Annotated in this window: 16 protein-coding genes and 1 CRISPR repeat array; of the genes, 8 read left to right on the top strand and 8 right to left on the bottom strand. The window is 70.3% G+C overall.

Annotated elements, in window-relative coordinates; all coding sequences use genetic code 11:
* Positions 1–242: 242 nt before the first annotated feature.
* From casA to cas2e, 7 genes are all read left to right on the top strand, one after another.
* Positions 243–5,054, top strand: a complete 4,812-nt coding sequence (casA, locus tag JE024_RS39795; protein WP_205378825.1) for a type I-E CRISPR-associated protein Cse1/CasA — start codon at positions 243–245, stop codon at positions 5,052–5,054.
* Between the two features lie 120 nt (positions 5,055–5,174).
* Complete coding sequence (casB, locus tag JE024_RS39790; protein ID WP_205378824.1) at positions 5,175–6,038, top strand: type I-E CRISPR-associated protein Cse2/CasB; 864 nt, start codon at positions 5,175–5,177, stop codon at positions 6,036–6,038.
* Between the two features lie 109 nt (positions 6,039–6,147).
* Positions 6,148–7,344, top strand: coding sequence for a type I-E CRISPR-associated protein Cas7/Cse4/CasC (cas7e, locus tag JE024_RS39785; protein WP_205378823.1), 1,197 nt, complete (start codon positions 6,148–6,150; stop codon positions 7,342–7,344).
* The gene (gene cas5e, locus JE024_RS39780; RefSeq protein ID WP_205378822.1) at positions 7,341–8,096 is read left to right on the top strand and encodes a type I-E CRISPR-associated protein Cas5/CasD; all 756 of its coding nucleotides are present in this window, start codon (positions 7,341–7,343) and stop codon (positions 8,094–8,096) included. The genes cas7e and cas5e overlap by 4 nt, the downstream gene beginning before the upstream one ends.
* 9 nt (positions 8,097–8,105) lie before the next feature.
* Positions 8,106–8,882, top strand: coding sequence for a type I-E CRISPR-associated protein Cas6/Cse3/CasE (gene cas6e, locus JE024_RS39775; RefSeq protein WP_205378821.1), 777 nt, complete (start codon positions 8,106–8,108; stop codon positions 8,880–8,882).
* A gap of 9 nt (positions 8,883–8,891) precedes the next feature.
* Complete coding sequence (cas1e, locus tag JE024_RS39770; RefSeq protein ID WP_205378820.1) at positions 8,892–9,857, top strand: type I-E CRISPR-associated endonuclease Cas1e; 966 nt, start codon at positions 8,892–8,894, stop codon at positions 9,855–9,857.
* A complete protein-coding gene (gene cas2e / locus JE024_RS39765; RefSeq protein ID WP_205378819.1) occupies positions 9,854–10,228 on the top strand; it encodes a type I-E CRISPR-associated endoribonuclease Cas2e in 375 nt (124 codons plus the stop codon). Before cas1e ends, cas2e begins: the two co-directional genes overlap by 4 nt.
* Before the next feature lie 95 nt (positions 10,229–10,323).
* Positions 10,324–15,845: a CRISPR direct-repeat array (repeat unit 29 nt; unit sequence GTGGTCCCCGCGTCTGCGGGGGTGGCCCC).
* A 188-nt stretch (positions 15,846–16,033) separates the two neighbouring features.
* Here cas2e and JE024_RS42645 read toward each other — a convergent pair.
* The 6 genes from JE024_RS42645 to JE024_RS41775 form a co-directional block, all read right to left on the bottom strand.
* Entirely contained in the window at positions 16,034–16,300 is a 267-nt protein-coding gene (locus tag JE024_RS42645) for a hypothetical protein (RefSeq protein WP_386255031.1), read from the bottom strand.
* Positions 16,297–16,488 (bottom strand): hypothetical protein, encoded by a 192-nt coding sequence (locus JE024_RS39760; RefSeq protein ID WP_205378818.1) that lies wholly within the window; start codon positions 16,486–16,488, stop codon positions 16,297–16,299. The genes JE024_RS42645 and JE024_RS39760 overlap by 4 nt, the downstream gene beginning before the upstream one ends.
* Before the next feature lie 1,344 nt (positions 16,489–17,832).
* Positions 17,833–18,396, bottom strand: a complete 564-nt coding sequence (locus JE024_RS39755; RefSeq protein ID WP_205378817.1) for a DUF5994 family protein — start codon at positions 18,394–18,396, stop codon at positions 17,833–17,835.
* Positions 18,397–18,538: 142 nt separating this feature from the next.
* Positions 18,539–19,750, bottom strand: coding sequence for a PP2C family protein-serine/threonine phosphatase (locus JE024_RS39750; RefSeq protein WP_205378816.1), 1,212 nt, complete (start codon positions 19,748–19,750; stop codon positions 18,539–18,541).
* A 137-nt stretch (positions 19,751–19,887) separates the two neighbouring features.
* A complete protein-coding gene (locus JE024_RS42640) occupies positions 19,888–20,160 on the bottom strand; it encodes a hypothetical protein (protein ID WP_205378968.1) in 273 nt (90 codons plus the stop codon).
* 314 nt (positions 20,161–20,474) lie between these two features.
* Positions 20,475–20,702: a hypothetical protein gene (locus JE024_RS41775; protein WP_244883741.1), complete on the bottom strand. Its 228-nt coding sequence runs from the start codon at positions 20,700–20,702 to the stop codon at positions 20,475–20,477.
* A gap of 1,116 nt (positions 20,703–21,818) precedes the next feature.
* Here JE024_RS41775 and JE024_RS39730 point away from each other — a divergent pair.
* On the top strand, positions 21,819–22,253 hold the full coding sequence (locus JE024_RS39730) for an NUDIX domain-containing protein (protein ID WP_244883792.1): 435 nt from the start codon (positions 21,819–21,821) through the stop codon (positions 22,251–22,253).
* Between the two features lie 31 nt (positions 22,254–22,284).
* On the opposite strand, the gene JE024_RS39725 is transcribed toward JE024_RS39730, so the two are convergent.
* Positions 22,285–22,875 carry a transposase gene (locus tag JE024_RS39725; protein ID WP_205378726.1) on the bottom strand — a complete coding sequence of 197 codons (591 nt, stop codon included), beginning with the start codon at positions 22,873–22,875 and terminating at the stop codon, positions 22,285–22,287.
* Positions 22,872–23,372, bottom strand: coding sequence for a winged helix-turn-helix domain-containing protein (locus JE024_RS39720; RefSeq protein ID WP_205378727.1), 501 nt, complete (start codon positions 23,370–23,372; stop codon positions 22,872–22,874). The genes JE024_RS39725 and JE024_RS39720 overlap by 4 nt, the downstream gene beginning before the upstream one ends.

The raw sequence follows: 23,372 nt of genomic DNA, 5'->3' as shown, positions 1-23,372 counted from the left end.
AGGAAGATTATATGCGTGCCTTAACCTCATCCGATTTCAGCGACCACCACTGGCTTGTCATCTGCGCGATGATCTCCGGCTCGCCGAATCGACCTCTCGTCTGGGTGAGCCTGGTCGCAATCGGAACTGCACTTTCGCTCTGGCTCAGGCGCTGACAGGCGGCGGGGTACGGCCGCCGGTCGTAGGCGGCCGCCCCGGCTCCACACGACAGCTGTCCGCAGGTGCGCTACGGAAGGCAGAGCATGGCCACACACTCCGAAGAGGGCACGTCCGCCTCGTCGGCAGCACAGTCTCTGCCCGTTGGCTTGTCCGACGCGGCCAGGTCTGTCTGGGCAAAGCATGCACGAGGGGACGAAGGTTGGCTCCCGCTATGGCGGCACCTCGCCGATAGCGGCGCTGTGGCGGGGTTGTTGTGGGAGCGGTGGCTTCCGGAGTCGGTGAAGCGGGTGGTGCGGGAGGGTCTACCGGGGGGCGAGGAGGAAGCGGAGCGGCTTGTCCGGTTTCTCGCCGCTTCGCATGATATTGGCAAATGCTCGCCCGCATTCGCATGTCAGGTCGAGGAGTTGGCTGGGCCGATGCGGGACCGCGGGCTGGACATGCCGACCGCGAAGGAATACGGGCAAGCACGGAGGCTGGCTCCCCATGGGCTGGCGGGGCAGTTACTGCTACAGGAGTGGCTGCGGGAGCGCCACGCGCTCGGTGCCCGGATATCGGGGCAGTTCGCCGTAGTGGTCGGCGGGCACCACGGGGTGCCGCCGGAGAGTGGGCAGATTCACGATGTCCGGTTGCGTCCGCAGTTGCTGCGACATCCGGGTGCGAGCGAAGAGGTATGGCGTCGCACGCAGTTCGAGCTGCTGGACTGGTGTGCAGAACTGTGCGATGCCACGGCGGTGCTGGGGAGGCTTGCGGACGTTCGGCTGTCGCAGCCCGCCCAGGTGCTGTTGACGGCGATGGTGATCGTCTCCGACTGGATCGCCAGCGCGCCGGAGCTGTTTCCCTACGCGCCCGAGTCGTGGTTGGAGGGGGGCGAGTCTCGTCGGCTGCGGGCCGCTTGGGAGGGATTGGAGCTGCCCGCTCCGTGGCACCCCGCGGAGCCTGCAGGCTCTGTCGAGGAGTTGTTCGGCGCGCGCTTTCCGCGGTTGGCGGGAGCGGGTGTGCGCCCGGTGCAGGCTGAAGCGGTTCGTCTGGCGCGGGAGATGGCAACAAGCGGTCTGCTGATCGTCGAGGCGCCGATGGGTGAGGGGAAGACGGAGGCGGCGCTTGCGGCGGCGGAGGTTCTGGCCGCGCGGTCAGGCGCCGGTGGGCTGCTGCTGGCGCTGCCGACCCGAGCGACGTCGGACGCGATGTTCAGGCGGCTGCGGTCTTGGCTGGATGCGCTGCCGGCAGGAGACGGGGGCGGTATCTGGTCGGTCGTGCTCGCCCATGCCAAGGCAGCTTTGCAGAGTGATTGGGCGGGGCTGTTGCGGGAGGGAAGCCGGGCGATTTCGGCGGTCGACCCGGACGGTGACGCGTTCGGGGGCGGACGGGGGCGATGGCAGCCGTCCGGGTTGCATGCGCACCAGTGGCTTCGGGGGCGTAAGAAGCAGTTGCTGGCGTCGTTCGCTGTCGGGACGGTGGATCAGGTGCTATTCGCTGGTCTGAAGAGTCGGCACCTGGCGCTGCGCCACTTGGCGGTCGCCGGCAAGGTCGTGGTGATCGACGAGGTTCATGCCTATGACGCGTACATGGGTCGGTATCTGGACCGGGCTCTGGAGTGGCTGGCTGCGTACGGGGTGCCGGTCGTCCTGCTGTCGGCGACGCTGCCTGCCGCGCGCCGCAAGGAATTGGCTGCGGCCTATGGCGGGGCTGAGGCGGCGCGGGCGGTGGTGACGGCTGCGGGCGCGTATCCGTTGGTGACTGCGGTGGCGCGGGGGCGGGAGGCGATCACCGCGCGTCCTGCGGCGGCTTCCGGGCGGTGTGCGGAGGTCGTGGTGGAGCGGTTGGATGACGACGTCGCTGTGCTGGCCGACCGGTTGGAGGCCGAACTGGCGGACGGGGGCTGCGCGCTTGTTGTGCGAAACACGGTGGCCCGTGTGCTGGAGGCGGCGCGGGTGCTGCGTGAGCGGTTCGGTGAGGGTCAGGTGACGGTGGCGCATTCGCGGTTCTTGGCGGCGGACCGGGCGGTCAACGACGTGCGACTGGTGGAGCGGTACGGGCCCGGCGGTGACCGTCCGGGTCGTCATGTGGTGGTGGCCAGCCAGGTGGTGGAGCAGTCGCTCGATGTCAGTTTCGACCTGTTGGTGACGGATCTGGCCCCTGTTGATCTCGTGCTGCAGCGGATGGGTCGGTTGCACCGGCATCCCGCGCCGGGTCGTCCGGTTCGGCTGGTTGCGCCGAAGTGCCTCATCACTGGTGTGGTGGATTGGAAGGCCTCGCCGCCGGTGCCGGTGAAGGCGTCGCGGGCGGTGTACCGGGGCGATTGGACGCTTCTGCGGGCGTCGGCGGCACTCGCACCGCACTTGGACGGGGTGCCGGTGCGGCTGCCCGACGACATCAGTCTGCTGGTGCAACGTGCTTACAGCGACGAGGCGATCGGTCCCGGGGAGTGGGCGGAGGCGGCAGAGCGGGCGCACGAGCGTCACGCCGCGCTGCTTGAGGCGAAGCGGCGTCGGGCGGATGGTTTCCTGCTCGGCCATGTGGGGCGCCCTGGCCGGCCGCTGTATGGGTGGCTGGAGGCGCACGCGGGTGATGCGGACGACAGTCTGAGCGGGCGGGCCCAGGTGCGGGACTCGGACGAGAGCCTCGACGTGCTGGTCGTGATGCGGTGGGACGACGGCAGGATCACGACGGTGCCCTGGCTGGACGGCGGGCGGGCCGGCCTCGATCTTCCCGTGGATTTCCCTCCGTCCAGGCGGGCGGCGGAGGCGGTCGCCGCGAGCGCGCTCACGCTGCCGGGACGTTTCTGCCACCCGGGGATCATCGACCGCACCATTGCCGAACTGGAACAGTTCCTCGTCCCCGCCTGGCAGGTGAAGGAGAGTCCGTGGCTGGCGGGCCAGCTGATTCTCGTTCTGGACGAGCGTTGTCAGACCCGTCTGTCAGGCTTTGAGGTGCATTACAGCCCGCAGGAGGGGCTCAGCTTTGCCATGCCCGGCGAGCAGTCGCCTGGTGGGCACGGCGACGCAGCGAAACGCAGCAAGGGAGACGAGCGGAATGATGCCGCGCAGGGGGATCAGGGCGGGGGAGTTAGAACGGAGGGGGACGCCTCCACTATCGGGCAGAGGCGGGAGCAGCCTGGCGGTGACGGCGGCGGCTCTGCGGCGGGGCGGGCAGAGGCGGTGAGTCCCGCGTCGGCTCGGCCGCCCGCGTTCAATCTGGTGCGGAACGCCTGGCTGCCGGTGCAGCGGATCTCCGATGGGGCGGTGGAGGAGGTTTCGCTTAGAGAACTGTTCGCTCGCGCAGGTGAGTTCCGCCGGTTCGTGGGTGATGTGCCGACGCAGGAGATTGCTCTGCTACGGCTGACGCTGGCGGTGTTGTACGACGCCCACCAGGGGCCCGCGGATCTCGACGCGTGGCTGCAGCTCTGGGAACCGGACGCCGACGACAGCTTCTGCCAGGTCACGTGCAGCTACCTCGACACGATGGCGGACCGCTTCGAACTCTTCGATGAGGAACGGCCCTTCTTCCAATCGGCCGGGCTGCGGACGGCTAAGGACGAGGTCGGGCCGCTGAGCCGGATCGTGGCCGATGCGTCGTCCGGCGGGGCATTGTTCTCGATGCGCTGGCCGGGGGTCGAGCGCATCCCGTTCGCGGAGGCCGCTCGGTGGCTGGTGCACGCGCACGCGTTCGACGTGTCGGGCATCAAGTCCGCCATGCGGCAGGACACCCGGGCCAAGGCGGGCAAGGTCTACCCGTTGGGTGAGGGTTCACTCGGCGTGCTCGGCGGCGTCTTCGCGGAGGGCGAGACACTGCGGGAGACGCTGCTGCTCAACCTCGTTCCGTTCGAGGAGGCGTACGGCGGCTCCGGTTTCGAGGAGCGCACCGAAATGGACCGCCCCGTCTGGTGCTGTGACGAGCCGTACGGGCCAGGCCCGCGCGGGGCCCAGGAAGGTGGCCTTGAGCCTGCCGGTCTGCGTGACCTGTATACCTGGCAGACCCGCCGTATCCGGCTTGTGGCCGACGCGGACGCGGTGAGCGGCGTGGTCTTGGGGTACGGCGACCCGCCCGCTCAGGAGTCGCCGTGGGTGCTGGAACCGATGACCGCCTGGCGGCGCAGTCAGGTGCAGGAGAAGAAGCGCAAGCGGGTGCCGTACTACACCCCGCTGCGGCACCAGCCGCGCAGGGCGGCCTGGCGCGGGCTGGCGAGTCTCCTGCACCTGCGGGCCGGTGAGGAGCTGACCGGAAAGCCAGGTGAAGCCGCCCAGCGGCTCCGGCCGCGGGTCACCAAGTGGCTGGGTCTGCTGGCCACGGAACTGGCCGACGAGGAACTCCTGCCGTTGTCGAAGCTGGTGCGGTTGCGGACGGTGGGAGTCGAGTACGGCACGCAGCAGTCGGTTATCGACGAGATCGTCGACGACGCCGTGGTCCTGCCGGTGATCACGCTCCATGCCGGGAACGAGGTTTACGGGGCGGCGGCGGTCGACGCCGTCAGTGACGCCGACCAGGCGGTGGGGGCGCTCGCCCAATTGGCTGCCAACCTCGTGCGCGCGGCCGGGGGGGAACACACCGACGCGGCCATGGACACCGTACGGGACCGGGCCTTCGGCGCCTTGGACGGCCCGTATCGCGCGTGGCTGCGTGAACTGGCCGAGCAGCCTGATCTGCCGGAGGCACAGCAGCAGTGGCGCGAGACCGTCCGACGGCAGGTGAACCAGCTGGCCCGCCAGGAAATCCGCTCAGCCGGCCGGCCTGCGGTCGAGGGGCGGATGGTCGACCTTCCCGGGCGCGGCGCCACCCTGCTGGACGCTGGGCGGGCGGATCTCTGGTTCCGCGGCAAGTTGGAGAGAGTCCTCGGCACGGCGCCGCGCCGGACCGAGGGGGTCGCTGATTCCGCGCCGCCTGCCGACCTGTACTGACATCACTTTCCCGGGCCCGGGGTCCGGGACTCCCTTTATGGAGAGCTATCGATGGCACCGAAGACCGATGATTCACCGCACCTACCGGGTCCGGGCAGCTACCTGCGGCCACTGCCCGGGATGGCCGTCGCCCGCATCCTCCCGGCGCTGCAGGGCGGATACCGGCAGGACGTTTCTTGGGCGGTCGCCGACGTGGCCCGCCTGCGCCGCGAGGCCGGACGGCAGGCCCACGAGTCGCCCACGGCATGGGGGCTGGGGCATCTGGAGGCGCTGGGCACGCTCCGCCTGGAACGCGTCAACGCCCAGCGGGAGGCGCGAGCAGCGGGCAGTGTGGACCCGGCCCTGCTCTCTTCACGCGGCTACACCGCGCGTGAGGGGCAGGAGCGGAGAGAGGACAACGCCGTTCACCTCGCGGTGACGCTCTGGGCGCTGCATCAGCAGTCGATGCGGGATGAGCGCATGCACCTGCCCGGGTGGGCCCTCGGCCGCTCGGTGCGGCGGCTGGCCCTCGGGGAGACGGGGACCGGACGCCAGAGCGGGGCGAAGGGCGCGGAGGGCGGGGGCAAGAGCGATGCTGACGGTGCCGATGCTGCACGCCGGGCCAGTGAAGCGGAGCCCACTGATGCGAAATCGGGCAGCGCGCGTCCCTCGGAGGCCGGGGCGCTGAACGAGACGGTCCGCAAACGGTACGTTCGGGTCGGCACGTCCACGGACATCATGGTCCTGGCCACTCGTTTGCGCGAACTGGTGCTGATGCTGCGCGGGGCCCGCATCCCGCTGGACTACGTGCGCCTCGCCGACCAGGTGTACCGCTGGCAGCAGCCGACCGCGCGGGACTCCGTCACCCGTGCCTGGGGTGTCGAATTGCACCGCCAGTACTGGGGTCCAGAGATGGAAGGCTCCGAGGAGACGGGCGGGCCCGGGGACGGCAGGACCGCCGGCATGGGCGACGAATCCGGGGACGCGTGGGGCGCGGACGCCTGACCAGAGGTGACGGCGGCCTGCAACCCGCCGGGCGCTCTTTACCTACTCGGGCCCGGCCCCGGACGCCTCTCAGCTCCAGCAAGAACACTGACACGAGAGTTGAACTGTTATGCGACGCAGCATTATTGACATTCACATTCTGCAGAATGTGCCGCCCAGCAACATCAACCGCGACGATACCGGAACCCCCAAGTCCGCTTACTACGGGGGGGAACGCAGGGCGAGGGTCTCCAGCCAGGCCTGGAAGCGCGCCACCAGGGAGCAGTTCAAGCAGCTGCTTCCGCCCGAAGAACTCGGTGTGCGGACGAAGCGGGTGGTGGAAGTCCTGGCGGAACACATCGTGAAGCGGGACGCAACCGTTGCAGACAACGCGGTGAAGCTGGCAGAGGAGGTGCTGACGGCCGCTACCGGATCCACGCTGGAGACGCCCAAGCGCAAGACAAAGGAAGGCGACCAAGGCAGCGACACGCTTCCCGAGTCGAAGTACCTGATGTTCCTCAGCCGGCGGCAACTGGACGCTCTCGCCGACATCGCCATCGGTTCAAGCGGAGGGGGAGACCCCGCAACACTGAAGGCAGAACTGAAGGACAAGAAGAACAAGGCCCAGGCCAGGGCCGCTGTCGACAGCCGGCACTCCGTCGACATCGCCCTCTTCGGCCGGATGGTGGCCGACGCCGCCGGCCTCAACGTGGAGGCCGCAGCACAGGTCGCGCACGCCCTCAGCGTGCACCGGTCCGAGGTGGAGTCGGACTACTACACCGCCGTGGACGACCAGAGCGGCGACTCCGAGTCCGGCGCCGGAATGATCGGAACCGTCGACTTCAACTCCGCAACCCTCTACCGGTACGCAGCCGTCGACGTGAACGAACTCCATCGCAACCTCGGATCCGGTCTCGCACCGGAACAACCCCCGAGCACCCCCGCGACAAAGGCACTCACATCCTTCCTGGAAGCGTTCATCACCTCCCTCCCAACCGGAAAGATCAACACCTTCGCCCACCACACACTGCCCTCAGTCGTCATCGTCAAGCTCCGCGACCGATGGCCCCTGAACTTCGTGGGCGCCTTCGAGACACCGATCCCGAAAACCTCAGCTGGCGGCTTCCTCCGCGAAAGCTGCGACCGCCTCGCTGCACACATCACGGAGATGGAGCAGGCGTACGGGCTCGACTCCGACCCCACCTGGGTGTTCCGGGTGGGCGAGGAAACCAAGGGCCTGGCCGACTTGGGCAGCACGCTCACACTCGAAACGCTGCTTCAACAGGTCGGCTCGGCGGTGTCGGAACGCCTGGAGTCCGGCGCATGACCACCCTGCTGCTGCGGTTGGCCGGCCCCCTCCAGTCATGGGGCGCTTCCGCCCGGTTCGTACAGCGCACCACGGAGAACGCCCCAACCAAGAGCGGCGTACTCGGCCTGCTCGCCGGCGCCGAGGGCCGCCCCCGCGACGCCGACCTGTCCGATCTAGCAGCCCTGCGCTTCGGTGTCCGCATCGACCGGCCCGGCTCCCGCATCCGTGACTTCCACACGGCGGAGAACAGAGACACCGGACGCGCCCTGCCCCTGTCGGACCGGTACTACCTTGCCGACGCGGTCTTCCTCGCCGGCGTCGAAGGCGAGGACACGTTCATCAGGCGCCTGTACACCGCCGTCGATGCGCCGCGGTTCCTTCCCTACCTGGGACGCCGCTCGTGCCCGCCGTCGCACCCACTGCTCCTGCAGGACAACGCCTCCCTCAGCAGCCTTCCGCTCGAGGATGCACTCCGCAACACCCCCTGGCAGGGAGGCCGGGGCCCGCTCAGCCACCGGCCACCGCGCGAACAGCCACCCGCGGAACTGAACATGCTTCTGGACTGCCCGCCGCAGGACACCCCCGACATCCAACTCCGCGACACCCCCCTCAGCTACAACCCGAGCCACCGCCGCTACGCGATGCGCGGCATACAGGCCAGGCACGCAACAGCCTCGGCTCCTGTCCACGATCCGACAGCCCACCTGCGGCCGGCCCCGACCGCGCGGCACGACTCGCCTGCTCCGCCCCTCGCCACGGACGACTTCTAGGACCCGCCGATGTACCTGACCCGCTTCCGCATCAACACATCCCGCTCCAGCGCCCGTGCACTCCTCGCCTCGCCTCAGCGCCTGCACGGAGCCGTCGACATGGCGTTCCCCAAGCCCCCGCCCCGCGACGGCAACGGACCCCGGGTGCTGTGGCGCCTCGACCAGGCCCCGACCAACCGCATCAACCTGCTCATTTCAAGCCCCGACCGCCCCGACCTCACCCACCTCGCCGAGCAAGCCGGCTGGCCCACCTTGGGCACCGAAGGATGGACCACCTTCGCCTACGGGGAGTTTCTGAACAAGCTCGCAGCGGGCGGCGAGTGGGCATTCCGGCTCACCGCCAACCCCCTGCATTACATCCGTCGCGAACAGGACCCGCCCGGCTCCCCCACCAAGCGGGCACCCCACATGACAGTAGGACACCAGATCGGCTGGCTGATCAAACACCAGGAACGAGCCGGATTCGAAGTCCTCCCCAACGAACAGGCCCCCACCGACAACGACACGAAGGCCGACGCGGGAGCCGAAGAGCCTCCGATGCAGTGGCGCTACCAACTCGTCGTCCACGAACGCACACCAGTACGCTTCCCACAACGCGCGGAGCGCTCAAAGAGCCGCCGCGAAACCAGCTCCAGCCCGGGCGCAGACGTGCGCTTCACCCGAGCCACCTTCGACGGCCAACTGCGCATCACCGACCTCGCCGCCTTCCGCCGCACACTGACCCACGGAATGGGAAAGTCAAAGGCCTACGGGTGCGGCCTCATGACCCTCGCACCGGTGCGGTAGGGCAACGTCATGAGCACTGTAAGCAAACGCGCCCTGTCCTCCCCGCGCGAACTCACCCGGGTGAGCGACCGCACCTCCTTCCTCTACCTGGAGCGCTGCACCGTCCACCGGGACGACAACGCCGTCACCGCCACCGATGCTGACGGGGTGACCCACATACCCTCGGCGACCATCGGCACGCTTCTGCTGGGCCCCGGCACGCGCGTCACCCATCAGGCGATGGCACTACTCGGAGAAAGCGGCGCCGCCGTGATTTGGGTCGGAGAGCACGGCGTGCGCTTCTACGCTGGCGGCCGGGGGCTCACCCGCTCGTCCGGCTTGTTGGAGGCGCAGGCCAAAGCCTGGGCCAACCGGCGTACCCGCGTGGAAGTAGCCCGGGAGATGTACCGCATGCGCTTCCCCGGCGAGGACACCGCCGGGTGCACCCGAGACGACCTACTGCGGATGGAAGGCCGACAGGTCAAGGAGTGCTACCGGCGAGAATCCGAACGTACCGGCGTCCGCTGGGTCCGGCGCGAATACCACCACGGCGACTTCGCTGCCGCAGACGCCCCCAACCAGGGAGTCACAGCAGCCGCCCAGTGCATGTACGGCGTAGCTCACGCCGTGGTGGCCGCACTCGGCTGCTCCCCCGGACTGGGATTCGTACACTCGGGACATGAGCGGTCGTTCGTCCTCGATATCGCCGACCTCTACAAGACGGAGATCGCAATTCCGGCCGCATTCGACGCGGCCTCGATGGGCGACGAGGACGTGCCGACCCGCACCCGACGGGCGCTGCGAGACCACATCAACCAGAAGGGACTTTTGGCGCGTTGCGCCAACGACATCAAAATACTCTTGCGCTACGAGGGCCCCGGGAAGCACGGCGCGTCGCCGGACGAAGGCCCGGACGCGGACCGGGTGGGCATCCAGACCGATAACGGCCGCCTCCTAGCTTCGGGACGTAACTATGGGGACGAGCCCATCTGGTGACAGTCCTTGTCCTTACCAACTGCCCCGCCGGACTACGCGGGCTTCTCACCCGTTGGCTGCTGGAGATCTCTCCCGGGGTCTTCATCGGCTCCCCTTCCGCCCGAGTCCGGGACATTCTTTGGGAAGAAGTGCGCACCTACTCTGGCCAGGGCCGTGCCATTCTCACCCACACAACCGACAACGAACAGGGCTTCACCTTCCGCACCCACGACCACGCCTGGCACCCCACCGACCACGAGGGCATCACCCTCCTCCACCGCCCCACCCAGCCGGACCCCCACACCAAGTTGACAGGTGCGCCAGGGGCAGAGGGACAAGCACCGAAACAAGGGTGGAGCAAAGCAGCGAAACGACGACGGTTCGGGGCATGAAACGGGAAGGAAAGGAATATATGCCCGAAAAGTCGGAGTTTGGCAAAGTGGGTAAAATCCATCGCCAGGCGATATAGCTCTGCAGGTCAGCTCCTGTGGTCCCCGCGTCTGCGGGGGTGGACCCGTCTCGGCGAGCGGGCGCGTGTGCCCGTCGATGTGGTCCCCGCGTCTGCGGGGGTGGACCCTACCGCACCCGTCAGGGTCGGCCTTGTCTGCCGTGGTCCCCGCGTCTGCGGGGGTGGACCCTCACCGCTTTTCAGTCCGCCTCTGACCTCCTTGTGGTCCCCGCGTCTGCGGGGGTGGCCCCCACGAGTGGCTCCGCCGCCGGCGGCAGACGCCGTGGTCCCCGCGTCTGCGGGGGTGGCCCCGACGGCCGACTCGTCATACGGCTGCGGTGTGGAGTGGTCCCCGCGTCTGCGGGGGTGGCCCCCGGTCGCGCGGCTGATCGCGTCGTATGCGGGCGTGGTCCCCGCGTCTGCGGGGGTGGCCCCGTGCTCACGAACGGCCGGATCGAGACCGGCAAGTGGTCCCCGCGTCTGCGGGGGTGGCCCCTGGAACCTCAGCGTCGACCTCCGCGGCCGTGGGTGGTCCCCGCGTCTGCGGGGGTGGCCCCACGGCGGTGCCCGGCCAGGAGTAGAGGGGTGGGTGGTCCCCGCGTCTGCGGGGGTGGCCCCCGGCAAGGACAGCTCAGGTGATTCGGCGAACCGTGGTCCCCGCGTCTGCGGGGGTGGCCCCGATCGCGGACCCGATCGAGAGTGCCTTGTCGAGTGGTCCCCGCGTCTGCGGGGGTGGCCCCGTGAGCCCGATCCAGGTACGCGCGGGCGGCATGTGGTCCCCGCGTCTGCGGGGGTGGCCCCGACAGAAGCGTTCCGGTGTCCTGGCCGCGAACGTGGTCCCCGCGTCTGCGGGGGTGGCCCCTCGGTCGGCCCGACCCCGGGCCCGGCCGCTGCGTGGCCCCCGCGTCTGCGGGGGTGGCCCCGTCATCGAACCTGCCCCGCTGATTGATGACGAGTGGTCCCCGCGTCTGCGGGGGTGGCCCCCAGACTGCCGCGTCACGGCCGCCCTCGGACCGGTGGTCCCCGCGTCTGCGGGGGTGGCCCCGGGCTCAAGGGCGCGTTGAACGGGGCCATCGGGTGGTCCCCGCGTCTGCGGGGGTGGCCCCCTGTCGTTCGGTCAGCTCGGACAGGCGGACCCGTGGTCCCCGCGTCTGCGGGGGTGGCCCCCTGAAGCTCCGCAGGCACCGCCGGATCAATCCGTGGTCCCCGCGTCTGCGGGGGTGGCCCCCGTGTCTGACACCGAACCCGCATTCCGCATGAGTGGTCCCCGCGTCTGCGGGGGTGGCCCCGCCCGCCCGGCCCTTGCCCTTTCCACTCTCAAGTGGTCCCCGCGTCTGCGGGGGTGGCCCCTCGCCGTCAGTTCGCGTTGTCGCAGCCCATTTGTGGTCCCCGCGTCTGCGGGGGTGGCCCCCCCGACAACTGGGCCAGGGTGGCCCAGGTGCTGTGGTCCCCGCGTCTGCGGGGGTGGCCCCGACAGGTTGAAGATGAGCGACTTGGCCTTGTCGTGGTCCCCGCGTCTGCGGGGGTGGCCCCGGGGACACGAATTTCCCCGACCCGCTGACGTTGTGGTCCCCGCGTCTGCGGGGGTGGCCCCCGGCGGGCCCGGCACCGGGACCGGCTGCGGAGGTGGTCCCCGCGTCTGCGGGGGTGGCCCCTTGGCCGACTCGGAAACACCCGACAGGCGTAAGTGGTCCCCGCGTCTGCGGGGGTGGCCCTACTCCACCCTCATCAGCGAACTCGGCGGATCGGTGGTCCCCGCGTCTGCGGGGGTGGCCCCGTCGGCCAGACGACCGAGGGCCGCACGACGGCGTGGTCCCCGCGTCTGCGGGGGTGGCCCCTTGTCGTCAGTTCGGGTGTGTCCGCAACCAGTGTGGTCCCCGCGTCTGCGGGGGTGGCCCCCAGAAACAGGTCCGCTGCTGAGTGTAAGGCAGGTGGTCCCCGCGTCTGCGGGGGTGGCCCCCGGGCCGCGTCGACGGCGATCGGCGGGATGGTGTGGTCCCCGCGTCTGCGGGGGTGGCCCCCGTTCGGCGACCCGGGCGATGAGCTCGGGGGTGTGGTCCCCGCGTCTGCGGGGGTGGCCCCCATCGGTCACACCCAGGCCACCGCCGGAGTCGCGTGGTCCCCGCGTCTGCGGGGGTGGCCCCAGGCCGACAGCGCGCTCTACGCGCCCTTCCTGTGTGGTCCCCGCGTCTGCGGGGGTGGCCCCTCGTCCGCAAGGGCCTCGAATGCGGAATTACCGTGGTCCCCGCGTCTGCGGGGGTGGCCCCCGTGCTTGCGTGCTGCGCGAGAGCGCCCAGGTGTGGTCCCCGCGTCTGCGGGGGTGGCCCCAGGCCGACGGCTCCCGCCTGGCACAGTGCGGCGTGGTCCCCGCGTCTGCGGGGGTGGCCCCGAGCTCGCCGCGTGCAGGCTCCTGAGTGTGGTGTGGTCCCCGCGTCTGCGGGGGTGGCCCCGACCTCGGCGCCTACGCCCAGGCCGCCATCGAGTGGTCCCCGCGTCTGCGGGGGTGGCCCCAGGCCGACGGCTCCCGCCTGGCACAGTGCGGCGTGGTCCCCGCGTCTGCGGGGGTGGCCCCGAGCTCGCCGCGTGCAGGCTCCTGAGTGTGGTGTGGTCCCCGCGTCTGCGGGGGTGGCCCCGAGATCGTCAACAAGGCCCAGGCCGAGGTCCAGTGGTCCCCGCGTCTGCGGGGGTGGCCCCGACCTCGGCGCCTACGCCCAGGCCGCCATCGAGTGGTCCCCGCGTCTGCGGGGGTGGCCCACCTCGCCGTGCATGTGGGACCAGGTGGTGCCGGTGGTCCCCGCGTCTGCGGGGGTGGCCCCACGTCGGTGACCTCCTACGAGTGGGAGGAGATGTGGTCCCCGCGTCTGCGGGGGTGGCCCCCGCTGACCCCGGCACCCGGTGGCACACCGGCTGTGGTCCCCGCGTCTGCGGGGGTGGCGCCCGGGTCGTCGCGTCGAGGTCGGTCCACTCGCCGTGGTCCCCGCGTCTGCGGGGGTGGCCCCCAGTTGGACGGCTGGCTCATCCACGCCGTGGTGTGGTCCCCGCGTCTGCGGGGGTGGCCCCATCGACGGGCGCTGCCACTGGTCGAGCGTCCAGTGGTCCCCGCGTCTGCGGGGGTGGCCCCATCTGGTCGGCGTCGCAGCGGGCCGCGTACATGTGGTCCCCGCGTCTGCGGGGGTGGCCCCACGCGGGTACTGGTCTGCCAGTCGTTGCCGACGTGGTCCCCGCGCCTGCGGGGGTGGCCCCGTCGAGATCGGAGCCGTCTGCCTGGCCATCTTGTGGTCCCCGCGTCTGCGGGGGTGGCCCCATTCCCACGCCGAGCGTCGACAGCAATAGGTTGTGGTCCCCGCGTCTGCGGGGGTGGCCCCTCGGACGTGATGAAGGGCAGGTCGAGGATCGTGTGGTCCCCGCGTCTGCGGGGGTGGCCCCCCGACGTGCCGGGCGCGTAGTCGGGGGACTGGGTGGTCCCCGCAGACGCGGGGGTGGCCCCTGATGTTCACCATCGCTGTCATGATCACCGTTGTGGTCCCCGCGTCTGCGGGGGTGGCCCCGGCGTTCCCCTCATGGCCGACTATGCCGGGGGGTGGTCCCCGCGTCTGCGGGGGTGGCCCCCGCCACGGATGCGCGTGGCGGGGCCCTGGCCGGTGGTCCCCGCGTCTGCGGGGGTGGCCCCGTCGTGTTGCTCGCCGCCGTGAGCTGAATCGAGTGGTCCCCGCGTCTGCGGGGGTGGCCCCGGTCAAGGCCGGGTCCGGCGGCGCCCTGATCTGTGGTCCCCGCGTCTGCGGGGGTGGCCCCACCGGGGAGAGGATCTTGTTCCAGACCCAGGAGTGGTCCCCGCGTCTGCGGGGGTGGCCCCGCGCCGGGGCCGCCGCGCCCGGCGTGCGGCGCGTGGTCCCCGCGTCTGCGGGGGTGGCCCCTGGGCCCCGGTCAGGACGGGTTCGGGCCGGCCGTGGTCCCCGCGTCTGCGGGGGTGGCCCCGGATCCCGGATTCGTGCCCAGACTGAAGGGCAGTGGTCCCCGCGTCTGCGGGGGTGGCCCCTCCGCTCGTTCTTCGACCGCAACGCCCAGTATGTGGTCCCCGCGTCTGCGGGGGTGGCCCCGTCGAAGCCGTCACCCTCTCCCCGGACCTGTCGTGGTCCCCGCGTCTGCGGGGGTGGCCCCTCGTCATCGACTCCCCGCTCCCCCGGATCAACGTGGTCCCCGCGTCTGCGGGGGTGGCCCCAGCGCGGTATGCCTTGGCGACGTGGCGGCCGTGTGGTCCCCGCGTCTGCGGGGGTGGCCCCTCCGCTCGTTCTTCGACCGCAACGCCCAGTATGTGGTCCCCGCGTCTGCGGGGGTGGCCCCGTCGAAGCCGTCACCCTCTCCCCGGACCTGTCGTGGTCCCCGCGTCTGCGGGGGTGGCCCCTCGTCATCGACTCCCCGCTCCCCCGGATCAACGTGGTCCCCGCGTCTGCGGGGGTGGCCCCAGCGCGGTATGCCTTGGCGACGTGGCGGCCGTGTGGTCCCCGCGTCTGCGGGGGTGGCCCCGTAGCGCCCATGTCGGCGGCGAAGTTCTCAAAGTGGTCCCCGCGTCTGCGGGGGTGGCCCCCGTCCAGCCGCGCTCCCAGTCCGTGAACTGCGGTGGTCCCCGCGTCCTCGGGGGTGGCCCCTGGGGCACGGGCGCAGTGAACCTGGGCCGGATGTGGTCCCCGCGTCTGCGGGGGTGGCCCCGACGGTGGGCTCCGCCATGCTGCCCTCCCCTCGTGGTCCCCGCGTCTGCGGGGGTGGCCCCTACTGGCTCCGCCAGCAGCAGTAGCTGATCCGGTGGTCCCCGCGTCTGCGGGGGTGGCCCCTACGAATGGCTGCTGGAGCACCGGCGGATCGCGTGGTCCCCGCGTCTGCGGGGGTGGACCCCGGCCGAGCTCGCCGCGTGCAGGCTCCTGAGTGTGGTCCCCGCGTCTGCGGGGGTGGACCCTGGAAGTCATCGCGTTCGGCGCGCTCCGGTACGTGGTCCCCGCGTCTGCGGGGGTGGACCCGGCTGCACCATGATGTGCCCCTCCCTTCGGGGGTGGTCCCCGCGTCTGCGGGGGTAGACCCGTGCGTGAGGCCGGTCGGCCTGGCCAGCCCTCGTGGTCCCCGCGTCTGCGGGGGTAGACCCGTGCGTGAGGCCGGTCGGCCTGGCCAGCCCTCGTGGTCCCCGCGTCTGCGGGGGTGGACCCCGGTGCCGGGTGCCGCGGCCCTCAAGGCGGGTGTGGTCCCCGCGGCTGCGGGGGTGGACCCTCGATCGCCGAGCTGACCCACCGCGACCACCGGTGGTCCCCGCGTCTGCGGGGGTGGACCCCGGTCGGTCGTGAAGCCAGATCCGTTGGCCTTGTGGTCCCCGCGTCTGCGGGGGTGGACCCTGCTCGGTTGGCGGCGGCAAGGCTGTCAAGCGGTGGTCCCCGCGTCTGCGGGGGTGGACCCGTCATGGCGCCGCGCCGCTACAGGCGTCCGTGGTGGTCCCCGCGTCTGCGGGGGTGGACCCGGCGGACGCGGGGCGTACCTGGCTGCTCATTGGTGGTCCCCGCGTCTGCGGGGGTGGACCGGACGTCTCCCGCCTCCTCGGCTACGACAACGTGGTCCCCGCGTCGGGGGTGGACCCGATCCGGCTGCGCTGCGCGACCAGATCGTGAGTGGTCCTCGCGTAAGCGGGGGTGGCCCCTAGCTCTACGCCGAGACCAACCAGGTCGGTTTGTGGTCCCCGCGTCTGCGGGGGTGGACCCGCTGCTCGTGACTACGTTGGCGAGGAGTACGGGTGGTCCCCCGCGTCAGCGGGGCGGGGGTGGACCCGGAAGGTGCGCCGGCTGCTGCCCTCGGGGACAGTGGTCCCCTCGTCTGCGGGGGTGGCGGTCAGGATGACGGCCAGGTCGGGGACCGTGATGCCGACGTTGAGGGTCAGGAGCCAGTCAGCGTCGAGGCCGTCGGCTCGCTGCAGAACAAGCGTGGAGGGAAGGTAGCGGTTGCCGCCGGGCCCGTCGAGGGTGATCAGGGTGCCGGTCATGCGGTCAGTGTCTGGTCGCTGTGGATGCGCTCGTACTGCTCGCGGGAGAGGTCTGCGAGGTGTCTGTTGAGTTCCGGGAGGGTCAGTTCTCCGAACTGGAGGCCGGTGGTGAAGTTGAATTCGTCGCGGCCGCGCATTGCTTCGTCCGCGCCGTGTTCGGTGAGGTCGACGTCGCTGTAGCTCTGCATCACTGCTGGGTCGTAGCCGCGATGCACGAGTTCGGCCCAGATGGGAGAGTCTGGGTAGGGCCGGAAGGTGAAGACGCTGGCCGAAAGGTCCCCGGAAGGCGGTCGGAGAGGTCCCACAGGGCCCGGATGTGCTGGATGGTCTGCTTGGCCTCTTCGCGTGTCTTCTTCGGGTACCCGAGCGAACTCCGCGAGGGCGACACCCTCGACTTCTCCGCCGCTCTCACCGCCACTTCGACCACCACCCCCATCCACGTGATGATCGTGATCGCGACCACGGGGCCGACCGGCCGACCACGGGAGGAGGTGGCCTTCGTGCGCCGCGTCATCGCCGAGTCGGGCCAGGACCTACGACTCGCCAAGGCGCACCCGCTGCGTCGACGGCACGCTGGAAGGCCTCCCCCGGCTCCTACTTCCTCGCCCTTCAGGTCAACGGCCGCTGCTTCCCCACGCTCCGCCTTCCAGCCCTCGATCACCCGCTCAGGCCGCCGTCGTCCGCCGTGACCCTGGTTCGTGCTGCCCGCAACCGCCGGAAGGAGTGCTCCGACCTGATCGAGCGAGTTTGAACGACGCCCCAGAGCTCACACGGCCCAATCCCGGCGCTAGATCTAGCGTTCACAGACTGCCCTCTGAGCAGGCCGTGACGTACCAGATCCACGGGTGGTTAGAGCATCAGTGCCACACCGACCCTCAGACGGAGGACGCCGTGCACCCCACCTTTACCTCCTTTCCTTGCAGCATCCTCCCGGAATCGAACGTGGGCCCGGCCGTGCCCCTATCAGCGTTGACTGCACGCGCACCTCAGAACATCCGGATACGGGATGGGCAGCATGAGTGAGCCCACCGATGCATCAGCCGACAGCGTTCCGGGACCGCGCACCACCACCGCACTGTCCCTCGCCCCCTCCTCCACTTCCACTCCCGCGGCAGTGGCCATCGCGCCCGAGGCGTATGCGGTACGTCGACCTGACCGGCAGCAGCGGCGAGGCGGCCGGCCGCTCCATCTTCCGCACAGCACATCGTTGCCAGGACGACGACCGCACTTCTCTGCGGGGCGTTGTCGGGCATCGTCACGTGCCGACGTCGCCCACGTCTACGCGCTCATCGCCGACGGGCGCCCCGGCGACGCCGAGGGCCGTGTGCCGGCGCCCGTCGTGGTCCATATGCGGGCCGAGCTCGTGCCGGTGGTTCCCCGGCCTCGCAGCTCGCCCTCCACATCGGCACGGGCGAGGCGACTGGCGAGCAGCGGTGTATCTGTATCGGACGAACTGGCCGACGATGCCAGGGGTGCAGCGGCGGTGGGTCCTCGTGGACCAGGGACCGGCGCGATCGCGGGAATGACAGGCGTCATCTCCGTATGCGCTGGGGCAGGTAGATCATGCGTGCCCCGACGACGGGGCGGGGGCGACGGGTCAGGGGCTGCCGGAAGGCGCCGCCTTCCGTCTCCCAGGCGTCCTCACCGGCCCCTGCCTCCCGCAGGAGACGACCGGTCTTGTGTTCATCGGACATCAGGGTGTCGGTGGTGTGGACGTTGCCCGGGGCGGACGCGGCGGCCATCAGGCGCGCGGCGGAGGCGGGTGGGGTTTTCGGGGGAATCACGAGCAGGTCGCAGCGGCCGAGGCTGTAGGAGAGCAGGATCATCGTGTCGGGGGCCTGGTCGATGAACCAGCCGACGTGCACGGCGTAGCCGCCGACGGGGACGTGGCGCAGAGTGGCGGGCCAGGGGGCCGGGTTCGCGGTGATGCGCGTGACGCGTCCGAAGCGGTTCCGCAGCGCCTCTACCAGGGGAGGCAGCTCCGTGGTGAGATCGCGGGAGTACGGCCACCATGCGCCGTCCAGCAGGCCGGCCATGGAGGTGTTAGGGGTCAGGGCCAGGCGCGCCTGGCGGGTCGGAGCGGTGCTGCTGGTCATGAGACCGGGCCCGTCCCCGGGGGGCCTGGGGCACCCCGGCTTAGTGTTCGCCGGGAACGACGTCCGCGTGAGGGCGGGTGTACGAGGTGCTCCCGGTAGTTCCAACGTACTCCGCTCCTCGTCCGGACGCGCCGGGTCCCTGTCAGTTTTGTCCGCTCCACTCGACGAGGACGAGGGTGGCGTCGTCGGTGGTGGCCCCGCCGCGGGCCCGTCCGAGCGTGTGGGACAGGTCGCGTGCCACGGCCCGCACGCTCCGGTCGGCCCGGTCCAGCCGGTGGACCCAGTTGATCAGCTGGTCCTCGCCGAACTCCTGGTGTCCGATTTTGTGTTCTTCGACCAGGCCGTCGGTGAAGCAGAGGATCCGGTCCCCAGGTTCGAGCACCACGTGGCTGACCTGCGGCTGGTCTCCGCCGAAGCCGACGGGGAGGGTGGTGGGGCTGTGCAGGCGGTGTATGACGCGGTGGTCGCGGATCAGCATGGGGGCCGGGTGTCCGGCGTTGACCCACTGGAGGCGGCCGGTGCCGGTGTCGAGCCGCAGCATCTGTGCGGTGACGAAGTGGTCGGGGGCGAATTGCTCGGCGATGGCCCGGTCCATGAAGTGGTAGATCTCGCAGAGCTCGATGCTGGCGCGTCGGGCGTGCCGGTAGGCGCCGATGGCGACGGTCGCCATGGTTGCCGCGTCGAGGCCGTGGCCCATGGCGTCGATCATGGCGAGGTGGAGGATGTCGCCGTTCAGGGCGTAGTCGAAACTGTCGCCTGCCACGTCGTATGCGGGTTCCAGGACTCCGGCGATGGCGACACGGGGCATCGTCATGGCCAGGGGTGGCAGGAGCGACCACTGGATCTCGGCGGCGACGCTCATTCTTTCGCCGCGGCGGGTGCGGAAGAAGAGGTCGGTGCAGCCGTTCTTGGCCCGCATCGTGTCGGCTGCCAGGGCGGCGAGCCTGCGTAGGATGCGGCGGATGTCGTCGTCGACCGCGTCCAATGTGATGGCCAGGACGCCGGCCTGGTCACCGCCGTCGAGCATCGGGACGTGCACTCGCACTCCGTCGGCCAGCGGCACCTCTACCGGAAGCGAGGTGAGGAAGCATTGGCCGGCCGCCGAACCGTCGATGGGCTGGGGCTCGCCGACCTCCAGCCCGTCCCCGGCGAGGGGGAGCAGATTCCGCTGTCCGTAATCCTGGAGCAGGATCCGCACCCCCCGGCCCCCGACACGGGCGACCGCGTCGGCGAGTGCTGGCCCCACCCGGTCGGGCGGCAGCTGCGGGGCGTGGTCCAGGAGGTCGCCCAGCAGCATTTCCCCGAAGCTCTCCGAGCGGTCGGAACTCCCACCGTTGTAACCTCCGACAGTCATTCGGGGCCTCCAGGCGGGCGGCGGGGCGACGCCCTGGTCCGTTGCTGGCGGGCCGATACGTCGGTATCGCGGTGCGACTTCCAGGATGCTCCGCCGTGACCCGGACCGCTATGCCTGCCTGCAGGCTCCACTGCTGGTCAGGGTTCTTCGGAGTGGGGCCGGGTGCCGCTCGGGGGTCTGCTGGTGGCCAGCCAGGACCTGACCGGTTCGGCGGTGTGGGCGGTATCGACGGTGAGGTGGAGGCGGGTACCCCCGCCTGGGGCGGGGTAGCTGCGCTGCTCGCCACCGGCGAAGCAGTGACGCAGGGCAGCGGCCACCATCCGGGCGGCGTCCGGGGTGGCGGCGACGATGCGGACTTCGGCGTGCCCCGGCGGCGGCAGGGCTTCTGCCTCCGGCTCGTTGCGGTTCAAGGTGGCACCGTCCTTTCCCGTCGAAGGCCGGGCTGGACAGGTCTCCGTATGTCCACGGTACGTCCGAAGGTCCCGCGCCGTCGGTTCCTCGACGGAAGCGGCGCGTCCTCGGGTCCTCCCGGAGAGCCGGCGCTTCTGGAAGAAGCGCTCGTAGGGGCTGTCCGGATAGTTGAAGTGCCGGGTGGAGATCACGGGTCGGCCCGCGGCGGACCGCCGGGCGACCAGGCCGGAGACCGCGGGCGTGGCGTGGCGGCTGTGGTGGTTCACGAAGCCGTTCTGCATGTCGATCACGACCAGCGCGGCGCTGTTGGTGTTCATCCGCTGTCTCCTCTGCCCCGTGTTCGGCCGACGCTCTCGCGCGGAGCGTCTTGTGCGGCGCGCAGCCGTTCGGCAAGCCCGCTGGTCTTCATGTTGTCCTCCCGCATTGCCCGCATCAGGACGTGCTGTGCGGTCTCCTGGGCGCGGGTGGTGGTGAGCCGGTGGTGGGCGCGCGCAGGGAGAGGGTTGGCCGGGCATGAGGGGTCGTGGCCGTCCTCGATCATCTGCTGGGCCTGGCGGGTGAAGCGCCACAGGGCCTGGACGGTCAGCTCCCAGGTGACCAGCTCTTCGATGGAGAGTCTGCGCTCGCGGGAGTGAGAGGGGTAGGCGACGTGGGACCAGCTCCCCTTACGGCGAGGGACACGATGTCCGGGTGGTCGAAGCCGGAGGCTAGGAGCGATCCCGGGGTGCGGGCCCGCCAGGGGGCCCCGCGGTCGACCAGGACCGAGGGTGTGGACAGCAGGCGCAGTGCGGTGTCGTGGGCGTCGCTGGTCCAGGGCGCGGAGGCGAGCCAGTACAGGGAGAGGACCTATTCGGGATTGGGGATGCGGTCGTGGTCCTCGTCGAGGAGGTCGCGGAGATTGTCCCGTGCCCAGGGCAGGTCGGAGGCGAGCGGTAGCGCCAGACGGCGAGGTCGGTGAGCGCGGGAGGCTTGTGGGGTTGGACGAGGTGGAAGACGGCGGCCCTGCCGGCGAAAATGTGCAGGACCCACTCCTGTGCTTCGGGGTGGTCGATGCGAGCCGAGGAGGATTCCAGACACTGGTCGCCCGCGCTCGGCGTCATGTGGGCGCGGAGTCGGTCGCCGCGCTTGGCGCCGGTGAAGACCGACAGGAATTTGTGGGAGTCGACTCCGATCCGGCCTGCGACAGGTGGAGCGGGGCCGTTCGTTCCCAAGGCTGCTGCGAACCGGGCTTTCACGTCGTCCGACGGGCGGTCGAGTGCGGTGTCGAGGACGGCCTGGGACTCGCCACGGGGCTGGTAACTCGCGCCGTCGATTTCCGAGTTCGACACAATCCGGTCGCTCACGCCCAGGTAGGCGGCGAAGTCCCGCAGGCTCACGCGGAGGGTGTCGCGTAACAGCCGGGGTTCCGGCCGGACCGTCGCTGCACCGTGACCATCGTCGTATCCTCTGTCCGTCACCTGGTGGAACGCGGAAACGGCCAGCGTAGCCAGCCTCCTTCAGCAGGGGTGCGGCATTGCTGCGCGCGTGTATGTCACACGCCGTCACCGAACTGCACCATGGTGAGTTCATCGGTTCGGGGAGGCGCTGGCCGCGACGAGACAGCTCTCCGCCCGTTCTTCCTGCACTACCACCAGAAGGAGCAGACGGCAGGACCGACATCGTCAAGCGCAACGCCCTCGGGGGCGACGAACTCGTCCTCATCAAGCGCACCAAGCCGGGCAGGGAGCCGTACTGGGTGACCGTCGGCGGAGGGGTCGAGGCAGACGACGCCACCATCGAGGCGGCCCTGCGCCGGGAGGTGTTCGAGGAGCTGGGCGGCAAGCTGGAGCGCGCCGAGCTCATTGACCTGATCACCGACGAGCTGGAGGACGGCGTCGGCGTCCAGCGCATCTTCGCCACGCGCCCGGAGTCGACGGACCTGGCTGCGCGGGCGGGGACGGGGTTCGCCAATCCGGAGCGCGGCGGATACGTGCCTTTAATCGTCGAGGTAGTCCGCGAGCTGACCCTGATGCCGCCGCAGCTCGCCGCCTTCATCGCCGCCAGCACGGACGCGATCGTCTCCGTTCTCGACACCCCGATTCGTGAGGCGTGAACGATGGCTCAGGTTCCGGACTTCGTCAGCCTTACTGATCTTTTCGTAAGTTCTGTGGGTCTGGTGGGTGGAGGGTAAGGCCGGTGTGGGTGAGGAAGGACCAGGGCAGTTGGGGGTTGGTGTTGATGCGGTGGATGCCTTGTTCGGTGGCGTCGGCGACATCGGCGAGGTGGTCGCCGGCAAGGTTGGCGAGCTCGCGTTTCTTCAGCGAGGACCACAGCAGTTCCACCGGGTTGAGCTCGGGTGCGTAAGCCGGTAATCGCTCGAGGGTGAGCCAGTCCTGCTCGGCGACCCAGGCCCGCATCGCCCGGCTCCAGTGAGCCGACAGCCCGTCCCAAACCAGCACCACCCGTTCGCCGTTGTAGAACACCTTCATCTGCTCCAGGACCTCGATGAGTGCGGCGGTGTCGTAACTGCCGGGCTTGAGGTGGAAGCACAACCGAGGACCTCGGTCCGGGTCCGCGGCGTGGTAGCCGAGGGCGCCGGCCATCGAGGCCCGCTTCCAGTTCAGCCGGTGCCGCAGGAACGGGGTGCGGCCGCGGGGCGCGTAGGTGCGGCGGACCTGCGGCAGCAGCGACACTCCTGATTCGTCGAGGAACACGATCCAGGCACGTGTGTTCACGGCCCCTTTTTGATCCGCGGCCACTCGTGCGCGATCCAACGGGCGATCTCGGACTCGTCGCGCTCGACCGCCCGACGCTCGGGCCGCTGCAGACTCCACCCCAGCCGGCCGGTCAGCAGCCGCCATACCGAGGCCCGCGACAAGACCACTCCGGTCACCCGCTCAACCACCAGGCCAACCCGTTCCAGGGTCCACAGATCGGCCTCGAAACCATGGGCTTGGGCGCCTTGTTCCAGTGCGGTCCGCACCCGCTCGACCTGGGCGTCGTCCAGCTTGGGCGGACGCCCGGTGGCGGGACGTCGGCGCAGAGCATCGGCGCCGTTCTCCTCCCAGACCCGTTTCCACCGCCGCACACTCTCGTCACTGACCCCGAGCATCCGGGCGATATCGGCGTTCGAGTGTTCCTGGTCGAACAACTCGGCCGCCCGCACACGCCGGGCCTCGGACAGCTGCGGCCGTGTCAAAGGAGGAACAACAGACGAAGGCTTGAAAGACAC

It is taken from the genome of Streptomyces zhihengii (assembly GCF_016919245.1).
Taxonomy (GTDB): Bacteria; Actinomycetota; Actinomycetes; order Streptomycetales; family Streptomycetaceae; genus Streptomyces; species Streptomyces zhihengii.
This window is presented reverse-complemented; position numbering and strand designations above follow the sequence as displayed.